The following is a 13,117-nucleotide window of genomic DNA, read 5'->3' as shown; positions in this document are numbered from 1 at the left end:
CAGCTTAAAAAAACGCCCTAAAATAACAACTCACACCCAACTAAACGATTGAATTAAAATAGGAACTCAGTTATCGTTTGTTGATTACAAAAACAAATTTGAAACGAGTTATTCTACAGGCTCGTTACCACAGCCCGCTATTGGCACATATACGACGTTAGATTTAACTAAGTTCTACCAGTCAAATCTAACAGAGCAAGTTAAGGCTTATCCAGATTAGCACTTGCTCAAATTAGCATAAAAAAACCAGCGTACTGTACTGACGCTGGTTTTCTGGGTTACTTTTTCTTTTTAACCTTGGCGGCTTTCTTTTTCGCCTTGATTTTCACCGGATCTTTTTTCTTCTTCGGTGCTTTTGCTTCTTTATGTTTAGGTTCTAAGCCTTTAATTACACGGCGCTTAAGTTTTTGGTCGGTGTAACGCTCAACCTTCCCTAAAACTTCAACATCATGGGCTTCAACCAAAGAAACCGCGGTGCCTTTTTTACCAGCGCGGCCTGTACGACCAATGCGGTGTACATAGATATCTGCGGTGCGTGGCATATCAAAGTTAAATACGTGGCTGATATCCGCAACGTCGATACCACGGGCTGCAACATCTGTTGCCACTAAGATATTCGTCTTACCACTGTGAAAACTCGCCATCGCAGCCATGCGTTTGTCTTGTGGCATTTCACCACGTAGCCAAGTGGTTTTAATGCCTTTGGCAAATAGCTCGCCAACGAGTGTTTCTAAGCGTTCACGCGTTTTTACGAAGATAACCGCTTTGGTGACTTCTTCGTCATCTAGTAGTTGTGCGAGCAAATTGACTTTGTGCTCGTAGTTATCTGCAAGGTGAACCCACTGATGGATTTTACCTTTTTCTTTACGTGATGGCGTGGCTTCAAGTAGTGCTGGGTCTTGTAATATACGCTCAGCAAACTTCTCAACGCTTTCGCCCTCAAGCGTTGCAGAGAACAAAAAGCACTGACGACGGTTAACCGCTTCAGAGCAAATACGTAGCATTTCTTTTCGAAAGCCCATGTCTAGCATGCGGTCGGCTTCATCTAAGATCAGTAGCTCAACGTTTTCTGCGTGGAAGTTCTCGGTTTCAAGATATTCCATCAAACGACCTGGCGTTGCGATAAGGATATCATTGTTCTTTTCGAAGATTTCTTTGTGACTGCCGTAATTAATACCGCCAGTTACCACGCCTATTTTAAGGTTAACACCTGCGGCAAGGAGTTCACATTGCTCGTGTATTTGATAGGCAAGTTCACGGGTTGGTGTCATGATAAGTACGCGGGCAAAGCCTGGCTCTTTACGAGGGAAATCAAGCAAATACTGAATCGCAGGGATCAAGAATGCAGCGGTTTTACCCGTACCGGTTGGTGCGCTGGCGAGAATATCTCGGCCAATTAGCGCTTCAGGAATAGCCATCTGTTGAATGCTGGTGGGAGTATCGAAACCCATTTTTTTAATCGCACTAATCAGCTTGCTGTCTAAATCAAATTCAGTAAATTGCATATTGCATCACAAATAAAGGACAATAGCGGAATTATACGTTGCTATTGCATTTTCTCAAAGGTATAGGATGTCTCAGTTTGCATTTAAACAGTTTTCGGTGACCCAGCATCATGCGGCAATGAAGGTTTCGACCGATGGTATTTTGCTTGGCGCGTGGGTTCCACTCGCTAAAGCCAATCGGATTGTTGATGTCGGAACGGGAACTGGGCTTATCGCATTGATGTGTAAACAGCGAAGTCCAACGAGTAAAGTCCATGCGGTTGAGATTGATGACGATGCGTTGAAAGATGCTGAATTTAATATCAAGCACAGCCCGTGGCCTGATATTGAGCTGCATCGCTGTGCAATACAAGAGTTTGATAGCGAGCTGCGCTTTGACCTCATGGTATCAAACCCACCATACTTCAACGCGAGTTTGAAAGGAGAAAATCAAGCGAGGAATAGAGCGAGACATACGGACAGCCTAAGTTTTGATGCCTTGCTTGATGCCTTCGAAAAGTTTACGACGGATGCTGGGCAACTTGCGGTAATTTTACCCTATCAAGAGAGTTTGCTCTTTTGTCGGCTTGCCAAAGCGCGAAATTGGTTTCTTGTTTCAAGCTGTGCGATTAAAACTACCCCGAGTAAATCTTACTCTCGCAGATTGCTACTGATAGGCAAACAAAGCATAGCACAACCAAGTCATGAGCAATCGTTGGTGATATACGATGTAGATAACCAATATACGAATGATTTTGTTTCTTTATGTCATGAATTTTACCTAAAAATGTGATGGATATTTTTTGCTCGTATCGTGATTTATCTTCTACACTTTAGCTGAGAAATAGTCAGAATCATCGTGTCAAAAGTGCAGTCTGATTTACGTGTACTTTGCTGGTTTAATTCGCTTGTGTAGGTGTTCATGAAAAAAGCCGAGATCCCAAATAACGAAGAAAATCGTCTCAAAGCGCTGCGCGAATATAAGGTATTGGATACAGCTGCTGAAGCAAATCTTGATGAAATTACGCAGCTGGTGTCAGAGATCTGTGAAACGCCTATCGCGCTTATTAGCTTGATAGACACAAATCGCCAATGGTTTAAGTCCAAAGTGGGGCTAGATGTGGATGAAACCCATCGAGATATCTCCTTTTGTTCTCATGCTATTTTGCAAGAAGATGTATTTGAGGTGCAAGACGCCATAGAAGATGAGCGCTTTTTTGACAATCCACTGGTTACTGGCGGTCCGAAAATCCGTCATTATTCCGGTGCACCGCTGATTAGCTCTGGCGGTTATAAGGTAGGCACTATTTGTGCTATCAGTGATAAGCCCAAGAAACTTACTGATTTGCAAAGGAAAACACTTGTCACCTTGGGTCGTCAGGTAATTCGGCAACTTGAACTGCGCAGAGAAGTAAACGTACTTAAGCTGCTCAATGATTCCAAAGACAATTTCTTATCTGATATCAGCCATGAATTACACACTCAACTTAATGCCATCATTGGCTTTAATGATGTGGTACTCAACTCAGCTGAAGCTGAAGGGTTTTCTGAATCTACGACAAGCTACCTGCAAAATATAGAAACAGGGGGGAGTAAGCTGCTTACTGTCATTGATTCCGTATTAGAGCTTGAGCTTATTGAAGGTGAAAAAGTTCAGTTTGAACCCATTCTTTGTTCATTATCCGATCTACTCAAGCAGTCAGTTGCTCGCTTTGCTACTGAGGCAAAACAACACGATATTACGATTACGCACTCTATTGCTGGCGTCTATAAAGGTGAGGCTTTGATGCTCGATAAGGATAAAGTGTCGCGCGTTATAGAGACTTTACTCGACACTGCAATTCAGAGCAGCGAGGCTGGGCAAGAGGTGGTGCTTAGAGCATATGTCATTGGTAATGAAATACAGTTTATTGTAAAAGACAGTGGTAAAGGCCTTTCGGCGCTTGAGCAAAGTAATCTATTTGACCGCTTTAGCATGTTTGAGGGCAGAGGAAACTTAGGGGTTGGATTAAGCCTATGTGTGACTAAAGCACTTATTGATATTATGGGGGGGCGGATCAGCGTTTCCAGCCAAGAGGGTGAAGGGACTGAGGTGGTGTTTGTTATTCCATGCAAAAGCGAAAGTGGAGTAAAAGTCGCTTCGCCACCAAAAACAGAGCATATCGCCATTTTCTATCATCAGATTGGTGTAATAGAAGACAATCCGCTTAATCAGCTACTGATCACTGCGATACTCGACAAACTGAATTGTAGTTATGATATTTTCGAATCTGCTGAAGCCTATTTTGAAGTGGCAAAAGAAAAACACTTTGACATCATTTTTATGGATGTGAATCTTCCGGGTATGAGTGGTACAGAGGCGGCACATTTAATCAAACAAGAAAATTCAAGGTTACCGATTTTGGCGATAACCGCTGATATTTTCTTAACTCAAGCTCAAAATGAAGTTTTTGATAATGTGATCCATAAGCCGTATAAGCTATCACAAATTGAGGCCGCATTGAGTCAGTTTTACAGATGATATTAGGGATGGGCGTTAATACTTTGGATTAGTGCTAACGCTTACTGCGCTAAACATCTAATTCGGCGTATTCCGTCATGATTTGCTCTATCCAAGTTGCGACACGCTCGTCGCTTTTGTCGTATTGACTGTCTTCATCTAGTGCTAGGCCAACAAACTGACTTTTATCTTCGGTCAGTGCTTTTGACGCTTCAAATTCATAGTCGTCTGAATTTGGCCAGTAACCTAAAAAGGTGACGCCTTGAGGGGCAATTTTTTCATGTAGCATGCCTAGTGCATCTTGAAACCATTCACCATAACCTTGTTGGTCACCCATGCCGAATAGCGCTATGACTTTGTTGCTCAGATCAACGCTGTCGATATCGTCCCAGTGAGATTCCCAGTCTTCTTGAAGTTCGCCGAAGTCCCATGTTGAGATACCAAAAATGAGGAAGTCAAACTGCTCAGCTTGTTTTAGCGGCTCGTCCTTAATATTAAATAAGGTAATTGTGTCTTTGCCGATGATTTCCTGAATCTTTTCTGCGGCCATTTCTGTGTAACATGTTGTCGAGCCGTAAAATAACCCAATTTGCATTGTATTTATCACTTTCAATTTGACTGGTATTATAGGTGGCAAGTCTACATCATGACGTTAATAATTAATACAGGTACTCTGTGAGCGAACACCAAGCAACTACCCATACACTGTCCGATCTGCAATATATAGAAGCCTTTTTAGATGCGCTATTTTTGGAGCAAGGGCTCAGTGAAAATACCATTGCAGCCTATCGCAGTGACCTTGAAAAGTTTCTCTTATTTATAAAAGCAGAAACCTCGGTGTCTTCTTTACTGGCAATCACAAGTCAGGACGTTGAGGCTTATTTGGCACACAGAATAGACAAGGGCTTAAAAGCAAAGAGTAACGCGCGAGCCATCAGTGCATTAAAGAGATTTTATTTATATTGGTTGCGAGAAAAACAAATCGCGCAGTCTCCACTGGATACTATTGCGCAACCCAAAACAACCCCGTCGCTGCCAAAAACCTTGTCAGAGCAAGAAGTTGAGGCCTTGTTAAATGCTCCTGATTGTGACGACCCGATGGGGCTGAGAGATAAAGCAATGCTCGAGCTCTTGTATGCCACGGGGTTGCGCGTGACTGAGTTAGTCGGGCTAAGAATGGAGCAAGTCAACATGAGACAAGCTGTTGTACTTGTGCGTGGTAAGGGAGGCAAGGAGCGCTTAGTGCCTATGGGTGAAGAAGCATTGCATTGGATCGAACAATTTCTCAAAAAAGGGCGGGGCTTAATGATCAAGCATGCTACCGATTTTGTCTTTCCATCCAGGCGAGGCATAGGTATGACGCGACAAACTTTTTGGCATCGCATAAAACACTATGCTATTTTGGCAGACGTTAAGTCGCCGTTATCGCCACATACGCTACGTCATGCTTTTGCAACACATTTATTGAATCATGGCGCTGACTTGCGAGTTGTGCAAATGATGCTTGGCCATAGCGACTTGTCGACGACTCAAATTTATACACATGTTGCCAGTGAACGTTTAAAAACATTGCACCAGCAGCATCACCCAAGAGCTTAATTTTTGTTGCTTGGGAATTATTTATGGTTACTCCGGTCTTAGTGAGTAGCACAAAGGGGCGCGTGAACCCCTCAAATAACAGGTTTAGAGAGAACATAATGAAAAAACTAATAGTTGCCGCTTCACTGGCATTGAGCTTTGGCGCTTTCGCTGAGCAAGTTGAGGGTCCTGTCGCACCAACAGCACAAGTAGACCCAATTACAACGCAATTTAGCGGATTAGGTATAACGGTTAAGCAAATCAAAGATAGTCCGCTTGCGGGCTTAAAAACAGTGATCACAGATAAAGGGGTACTGTATTCAAGTGCCGATGGTAAATACCTAATTCAGGGCACTATGATTGATCTTGATAACCGCCGTAATATCACCGAAGACGCGTTGAGTGATGTGCGCCAAAAAGGTATTGCTGAATACGAAGATTCAATGATCGTCTACAAAGCGGAAAATGAAAAGCATCAAATCACGGTATTCACAGACATTACTTGTGGCTACTGCCGCAAACTTCACCGTGAACTAGAAGATTACTTGGCAGCTGGTATTACCGTGAAATACCTAGCTTTCCCACGTGGTGGTTTGCGTGGTTCAGGCTATGAAGATTTGAAAAATGTATGGTGTGCAAAAGATGCCGCTGCTGCACTTACTGAGGCGAAAGCTGGTGGTGAAGTGAAACCAGTTGAAAACTGCCAAGCGCCAGTAGCCGAGCACTATCAACTAGGGCAAAGCTTTGGCATTTCAGGAACACCAGCGATCATACTTGAAGATGGTTCAATGATCCCAGGTTATCAACCTGCAGCAGCTATCGCACAAATGCTAGATGCAAATAGCCCTAAGTCATAATGACTCACGCTTAGCGATGGAGTTCGCGTTGAGAACTCGATAAGATAGCAAGATAAAGAATATAAAAGGCCATTTTGGCCTTTTTTGTTTTGTGAAAAAGTATGCATACAGAAATTAAACCAAGAGAGCGGGTTGATGACAGCCATTTACCGGCTTCACTACATCCCGTGATCAAACAGCTTTATGCTGCCAGAGGGGTTAAATCAGTCGTTGAACTCGATAATAGCGCCGCAACCTTACACGATTTTAAATTATTTAAAGACATCGAGCTTGCAAGCCAAATTCTGGCTGAAGCACTTTCTTTGCAACAACAAGTGTTGATTGTTGGTGACTTTGACGCCGATGGCGCAACGAGCACCGCCGTGTTAATGGAGGGGTTGCCTCAGTTTGGTTTTCAGCGGGTGGATTACCTCGTGCCAGATAGATTTAGCTTGGGGTACGGCCTAAGTCCAGCATTGGCCGAGCAAATCGTTGCCATAAAACCTGATTTGGTGATCACCGTAGATAACGGTATTTCCTGTATTCGCGGTGTCGAAATCGTGAAGCAGGCGGGTATTAAAGTGATTGTTACCGATCACCATTTACAAGGTGATGAGTTGCCGGTTGCCGATGCGATTGTTAATCCAAATCGTGTTGACTGCGATTTCCCGTCTAAGTCTATCGCGGGCGTTGGGGTTGCCTTTTATCTGCTGATAGCACTAAGGCATTACTTAAGAGCGCAAAACTATTTTGTGGAGCGAAATATCGCGATGCCAAATTTGGCGGCATTATTAGATATTGTCGCCCTAGGCACCGTGGCTGACGTTGTGGCTTTGGATGCGAATAACCGCACTTTGGTATATCAAGGGCTCGCCCGGATCCGCAGTGGTCAAACGCGACCGGGGATCCAAGCGCTTATCGAGGTTTCTAACCGTAATAATGCTAGATTAAGTGCCAGTGATTTTGGCTTTGCGTTAGCACCAAGACTCAATGCCGCGGGGCGTCTTGACGATATGAGTTTAGGTATTGCTTGCTTGTTATCGAAAGACATTAATCAAGCCCGCCGTATTGCGTCTGAGCTCGATAGTCTAAATATAGAACGACGCGAGATTGAGCAAAGTATGCAGCAAGAGGCGCAAGCGGTATTAGAGCGTTTGGTACTTAAAAGCCAAGAAGTACCAGATGCCTTGTGTTTGTATCAAGATGATTGGCATCAAGGTGTGATAGGTATTCTAGCGGGACGCTTAAAAGAAAAATATCACCGCCCGTGTATTATTTTTGCACAAGGCGACAACGGCGAGATCAAGGGCTCATGTCGTTCTATTGAAGGTCTGCACATGCGTGACCTGCTGGAGTCAATCAATACCCAGCACCCAGAATTAATTGTAAAGTTTGGTGGTCATGCGATGGCAGCAGGATTGACCATTTTAGAGTCTGAATTTGCGCGGTTTAAACAGGTATTTGAACAAAACGTCAGTGCGACGCTGAGCGAAGAAGCAAAGCAAAGCATTCTGTTGACGGACGGTGAGCTGCCGGGCGATTGCTTTACCATGGATTTTGCTTTTGAACTACAGCAGGCAGGTCCGTGGGGGCAGCAATTTAGTGAGCCGGTATTTCAGGATGTATTTGAGTTGGTGCAGCAACGTATTGTTGGCGACAAACATCTAAAACTTGTGCTTAAGCATCGTTCAGGCCGATTGGTTGATGCGATAGCATTTAACGTTGACGTTCGGGCTTGGCCAAATCTCCAGGCAACCCATGCTTTATTTGCTTATCAATTAGATATTAATGAGTTTCGTGGTAAATATAATTTGCAGCTTATTGTGCGTGAACTTCAGGCGCAATCGAATTAATAGAGATGTGCGTACTGAGTTTGTTAAAAAACTCCCAAAATTCTCACTTTAAGGGATGCTAAGCGCGGTTATTATTTGATACTATTGGTCGCTTAAATCTATGGTCTGACCCGTTGTCAGACCTGTTTGTGTGAATTCACAAACCGACAAATTTAGTTCTGGAGTAATGGTAAATGTTTGAAGTGAATCCTGTGATTAACCAAATCAAGGAAATTCGCGAACGTACAGAGCTTCTTAGGGGGTATCTTTGACTACGCTCTAAAGCAAGAGCGTTTAGAAGAAGTTAATGCCGAATTAGAAGATCCTGCTGTATGGAACGAGCCGGAAAGAGCCCAAGCACTGGGCAAAGAAAAATCGAATTTAGAAGTGATTGTTGAAACCATCGATAATCTCGTGTCTGGTGCCGATGATGCAGAAGGTTTGGTTGAGCTTGCCGTAGAAGCCGAAGATGAAGAAACCTTCACTGAAGCAGAGCAAGAGGTCAACGGCCTTGTTGAGCAGCTGGAAAAACTAGAGTTTCGTCGTATGTTCTCAGGCGAGCAAGATGCCAACGATGCGTACATCGACTTACAGTCAGGTTCTGGCGGTACTGAAGCTCAAGACTGGTGTAACATGTTGCTGCGTATGTACCTGCGCTGGGCTGAGGCGAAAGGTTTTAAAGCCGAAATCGTTGAAGCGACCGATGGTGATGTTGCTGGTATTAAGGGCGCGACAGTTAAAGTCACGGGCGAATATGCTTACGGTTGGCTTCGTACAGAAACGGGCGTACACCGCTTAGTACGTAAGAGTCCTTTTGATTCAGGCGGTCGTCGTCATACTTCGTTTGCTTCTGTATTCGTTTACCCAGAAATTGACGACAATATCGAAATCGATATTAATCCTGCAGATCTTCGTATCGATGTATATCGTGCATCGGGCGCGGGTGGTCAGCACGTTAACCGTACAGAATCTGCGGTACGTATTACGCACTTACCAACCAATACGGTAGTGCAGTGTCAGAATGACCGTTCGCAGCACAAGAACAAAGATCAAGCGATGAAGCAGTTAAAGGCGAAATTGTTTGAACTTGAACTGCAAAAGCAAAACGCTGAAAAGCAAGCCCAAGAAGATGCAAAATCTGACATCGGTTGGGGCAGCCAAATCCGTTCATACGTGCTAGATGATTCACGTATTAAAGATTTGCGTACAGGTATTGAAAATCGCAATACCCAAGCCGTACTAGACGGCGATTTAGACAAATTTATCGAAGCAAGCCTGAAATCAGGCCTTTAATCCACAAGCTAAACTAAGAGCTAAACAATGACAGATCACAATCAAGACGAAAATAAACTTATTGCTGAGCGTCGTGGCAAGCTAGATGCGATCCGGGAAAATTGCCCTGCGAATGGCCACCCGAACTCATTCCGCCGCGAAGACTACACACAAGATCTACAAGCTAAGTTTGGTGATAAATCGAAGGAAGAGCTAGTAGAACTTGATCATCATGTTTCTGTTGCGGGTCGTCTGCTTGCGAAACGTGGTCCTTTCTTAGTGTTGCAAGACATGAAAGGTCGTATTCAGGCTTATGCTTCAAAAGACGTACAAAAAGACCTAAAAGAGAAGTATGGTCAATTAGATATCGGCGATATTGTTGGTGTTAAAGGCCCGCTTCATAAATCCGGTAAAGGCGATTTATACGTCGACATGGTTGAGTATGAACTACTGACGAAGTCACTACGTCCACTACCTGAAAAGTTCCACGGCCTGACTGACCAAGAAGCAAAATACCGTCAGCGTTATGTTGATTTGATCACTAACATGGACACGCGCGAAACATTCCGTATTCGTTCAAAAGTGATTGAGGGTATTCGCCGTTTCTTAGCTGAACGTGACTTTATGGAAGTGGAAACGCCGATGCTACAGGTTATTCCTGGCGGTGCCTCTGCACGCCCATTTGTAACGCATCACAATGCACTTGATATCGATATGTATCTACGTATCGCGCCTGAGTTATATCTTAAGCGTCTAGTGGTTGGTGGTTTTGATCGTGTGTTCGAAATCAACCGTAACTTCCGCAACGAAGGTTTATCTACGCGTCATAATCCAGAGTTCACTATGATTGAGTTCTATCAAGCATACGCGGATTACAATGATCTGATGAACTTGACCGAAGACATGTTACGCACCGTGGCACAAGACGTGTTAGGCACTACTACGGTTATTAATACTGTGAAGAATGCTGAAGGCGAAGTGACAGAGACGATTGAGTATGACTTTGGCAGTGCGTTCCAGCGTTTGTCTATGGCTGATGCTATTTTACAATACGGCCCAGATGCTGAAGCCCAAGCTGAAATCTTTAAAGATCCAGAAAACCACTTTGAAGCACTAAAAGCATACGCTAAGAAAGTTCACGTTAAGATCCCTGAAAACTGTGTATGGGGTCCAGGTAAGTTCCTATGTGAAATCTTCGAAGAAGTCGCTGAACACAGACTTATCCAACCGACGTTCATTACTGAATATCCTTGGGAAGTGTCACCGCTTGCACGTCGTAACGATGAAAATCCATTTATCACAGACCGTTTCGAGTTCTTCGTTGGTGGCCGTGAGCTTGCAAATGGTTTCTCTGAGCTTAATGATGCTGAAGATCAAGCTGCGCGCTTTGCTCGCCAAGTGGAAGAAAAAGATGCAGGTGACGATGAAGCAATGCACTACGATGCGGATTATATCCGTGCGCTAGAGCATGGTTTACCACCAACAGCAGGTGAGGGGATTGGTATCGATCGCCTTGTGATGTTGTTCACGGACTCACCGACTATTAAAGACGTTATCTTGTTCCCACACATGCGTCCTGAAGTACAAGCTGAACAGTAAGTATTTTCACGTAATCTGAAAGTACATCTAGAAAAGCGCCTTATGGCGCTTTTCTGTTATTTGCGTAAGATAAATCTCACAGTATTTTTAAATACATAGTTTTATTATGTAGTTATTGCCAACTCCTATTCATAATAAAAGTTGTTTCTCTTTTGAAACTAGATTATCCCAATTTTCTAACTAGTCTTTTTCAAGTTCTAATGCTGCGTTAAAAATAACAAATAGGGAATCCGATAAGATGAGCAATAATGAGTTTGAAAATGTCGATGAGCACGAGCAAGCGAGAATTTTATATTATCGGGCTTGTATTGCTGAGTTTCAGCAGCTTGGTTATCAAGAAGCATTTTTGGACGAAGTTTTGCGTCAACAACGTGCATTAAGAAATACCTACAGCGATCCTAACCCTCTACAAAATGAGTAAAAATTGGCGTTAGTGCCGAGTAACTAAGCAGACTGCACAATCTATCACCATTCAGTGCTTTTTTACAAGAAAAGTATTTGACATATTTTTTCTAACCTATATTATACGCCCCACAAGACGGAGAGGTGGCCGAGTGGCCGAAGGCGCTCCCCTGCTAAGGGAGTATAGGGTTTGTAGCCCTATCGAGGGTTCGAATCCCTCCCTCTCCGCCATTTTTAATGGTTGTCTTGTACGGACGCATAGCTCAGCTGGATAGAGTACCTGGCTACGAACCAGGCGGTCGGAGGTTCGAATCCTCCTGCGTCCGCCACTTTTCCTTAAGTGGTTAAATAATAAAGGTAGGAAACAGGCAGTTGGAGGTTCACCTTCACAAAATACGTCCTGCGACCGGCACTTTTCTTTAGGTGGTTAAATATAAAGAAGTTGGAAAACTATACATTCATAACGGACGCATAGCTCAGCTGGATAGAGTACCTGGCTACGAACCAGGCGGTCGGAGGTTCGAATCCTCCTGCGTCCGCCACTTTTCCTCAAGTGGTTAAATAATAAAGGTAGGAAACAGGAAGTCGGAGGTTCGCCTTCACAAAATATGTCCTGAGTCCGGCACTTTTCTTTAAGTGGTTAAAAATAAAGAAGTTGGAAAACTATACATTCTTAACGGACGCATAGCTCAGCTGGATAGAGTACCTGGCTACGAACCAGGCGGTCGGAGGTTCGAATCCTCCTGCGTCCGCCACTTCTCCTTAAGTGGTTAAATAATAAAGGTAGGAAACGGGAAGTCGGAGGTTGACCTTCACAAAATACGTCCTGCGTCCGGCACTTTTCTTTAGGTGGTTAAATATAAAGAAGTTGGAAAACTATACATTTATAACGGACGCATAGCTCAGCTGGATAGAGTACCTGGCTACGAACCAGGCGGTCGGAGGTTCGAATCCTCCTGCGTCCGCCACTTTCCCTCAAGTGGTAAAATAAAGAGATAAACAAGCCGACGGAAGTCGGTTTTTTTGTGCCTAAACATTTCGTCTAGGAGCAGGTTTACCCTGCGATCAGTTACGAAAGTTGAATATGATGGCGGTCGGAGGTTCACTCTCCACAACACACATCCTGCATCCACTACTTATCTCAAGTGGTAAAATAAAGAGATAAACAAGCCGACGAAGGTCGGTTTTTTTGTGCCTAAACATTTCGTGTAGGAGCAGGCTTACCCTGCGATCTTTTACAAAAGTTGAATATGACTGCGCTCGGAGATTCACTCTTCACAACACACGTCCTGCATCCGCCACTTCTCCTTAAGAGGTTAAAGAATGAAGGTAAAAGCAGGCTATCGGAGGTTCACTCTTCACAATACACGTCCTGCATCCACTACTTATCTCAAGTGGTAAAATAAAGAGATAAACAAGCCAACGGAAGTCGGTTTTTTTGTGCCTAAACATTTCGTGTAGGAGCAGGTTTACCCTGCGATCAGTTACGAAAGTTGAATATGATGGCGGTCGGAGGTTCACTCTCCACAACACACGTCCTGCGTCCGCTACTTTTCCTCAAGTGGTAAAATAAAGAGATAAACAAGCCGACGGAAGTCGGTTTTTTTGTACCTA

The 13,117-nt window shown here is 43.9% G+C and carries 10 protein-coding genes and 5 tRNA genes; 13 read left to right on the top strand and 2 right to left on the bottom strand.

Going from position 1 to position 13,117, the window contains the following annotated elements:
• Positions 1-278: 278 nt before the first annotated feature.
• Positions 279-1,505 (bottom strand): ATP-dependent RNA helicase SrmB, encoded by a 1,227-nt coding sequence (gene srmB / locus NH462_RS20700; RefSeq protein ID WP_010375986.1) that lies wholly within the window; start codon positions 1,503-1,505, stop codon positions 279-281.
• A gap of 67 nt (positions 1,506-1,572) precedes the next feature.
• On the opposite strand from srmB, the gene NH462_RS20695 reads away from it, so the two are divergent.
• Both NH462_RS20695 and NH462_RS20690 read left to right on the top strand, forming a co-directional pair.
• Positions 1,573-2,277: a methyltransferase gene (locus tag NH462_RS20695; RefSeq protein ID WP_010375985.1), complete on the top strand. Its 705-nt coding sequence runs from the start codon at positions 1,573-1,575 to the stop codon at positions 2,275-2,277.
• Between the two features lie 129 nt (positions 2,278-2,406).
• Positions 2,407-4,005, top strand: a complete 1,599-nt coding sequence (locus tag NH462_RS20690; RefSeq protein WP_253107639.1) for a hybrid sensor histidine kinase/response regulator — start codon at positions 2,407-2,409, stop codon at positions 4,003-4,005.
• Positions 4,006-4,054: 49 nt separating this feature from the next.
• Here NH462_RS20690 and fldB read toward each other — a convergent pair whose 3' ends face one another.
• On the bottom strand, positions 4,055-4,579 hold the full coding sequence (fldB, locus tag NH462_RS20685; protein WP_253107638.1) for a flavodoxin FldB: 525 nt from the start codon (positions 4,577-4,579) through the stop codon (positions 4,055-4,057).
• Between the two features lie 80 nt (positions 4,580-4,659).
• Here fldB and xerD point away from each other — a divergent pair, with 80 nt between their 5' ends.
• From xerD to NH462_RS20630, 11 genes are all read left to right on the top strand, one after another.
• Positions 4,660-5,583, top strand: a complete 924-nt coding sequence (gene xerD / locus NH462_RS20680; protein WP_010375980.1) for a site-specific tyrosine recombinase XerD — start codon at positions 4,660-4,662, stop codon at positions 5,581-5,583.
• A 98-nt stretch (positions 5,584-5,681) separates the two neighbouring features.
• The gene (gene dsbC / locus NH462_RS20675) at positions 5,682-6,419 is read left to right on the top strand and encodes a bifunctional protein-disulfide isomerase/oxidoreductase DsbC (protein ID WP_010375978.1); all 738 of its coding nucleotides are present in this window, start codon (positions 5,682-5,684) and stop codon (positions 6,417-6,419) included.
• Positions 6,420-6,520: 101 nt separating this feature from the next.
• On the top strand, positions 6,521-8,251 hold the full coding sequence (recJ, locus tag NH462_RS20670) for a single-stranded-DNA-specific exonuclease RecJ (RefSeq protein ID WP_010375977.1): 1,731 nt from the start codon (positions 6,521-6,523) through the stop codon (positions 8,249-8,251).
• Positions 8,252-8,424: 173 nt separating this feature from the next.
• A protein-coding gene (prfB, locus tag NH462_RS20665; protein ID WP_099030198.1) for a peptide chain release factor 2 occupies positions 8,425-9,523 on the top strand; the annotation gives its coding sequence in 2 pieces (ribosomal slippage) (positions 8,425-8,499 and positions 8,501-9,523; 1,098 coding nt in all).
• 27 nt (positions 9,524-9,550) lie between these two features.
• The gene (gene lysS / locus NH462_RS20660; protein ID WP_253107637.1) at positions 9,551-11,101 is read left to right on the top strand and encodes a lysine--tRNA ligase; all 1,551 of its coding nucleotides are present in this window, start codon (positions 9,551-9,553) and stop codon (positions 11,099-11,101) included.
• A 238-nt stretch (positions 11,102-11,339) separates the two neighbouring features.
• Positions 11,340-11,522 carry a hypothetical protein gene (locus NH462_RS20655; RefSeq protein WP_010375970.1) on the top strand — a complete coding sequence of 61 codons (183 nt, stop codon included), beginning with the start codon at positions 11,340-11,342 and terminating at the stop codon, positions 11,520-11,522.
• A gap of 119 nt (positions 11,523-11,641) precedes the next feature.
• A tRNA-Ser gene (locus NH462_RS20650) sits at positions 11,642-11,734 on the top strand.
• 21 nt (positions 11,735-11,755) lie between these two features.
• Positions 11,756-11,832 (top strand) — tRNA-Arg (locus NH462_RS20645).
• Positions 11,833-11,968: 136 nt separating this feature from the next.
• Positions 11,969-12,045 (top strand) — tRNA-Arg (locus NH462_RS20640).
• 136 nt (positions 12,046-12,181) lie between these two features.
• Positions 12,182-12,258 (top strand) — tRNA-Arg (locus NH462_RS20635).
• 136 nt (positions 12,259-12,394) lie between these two features.
• A tRNA-Arg gene (locus NH462_RS20630) sits at positions 12,395-12,471 on the top strand.
• The last annotated feature ends 646 nt before the right edge of the window (positions 12,472-13,117 follow it).

Origin of the sequence: Pseudoalteromonas sp. OANN1 (assembly GCF_024124685.1) — a bacterium.
In the GTDB taxonomy this organism is placed as follows: domain Bacteria; phylum Pseudomonadota; class Gammaproteobacteria; order Enterobacterales; family Alteromonadaceae; genus Pseudoalteromonas; species Pseudoalteromonas piscicida.
The sequence above is the reverse complement of the archived record's forward strand: the minus strand, read 5'-3'. Positions and strand labels throughout refer to the sequence as shown.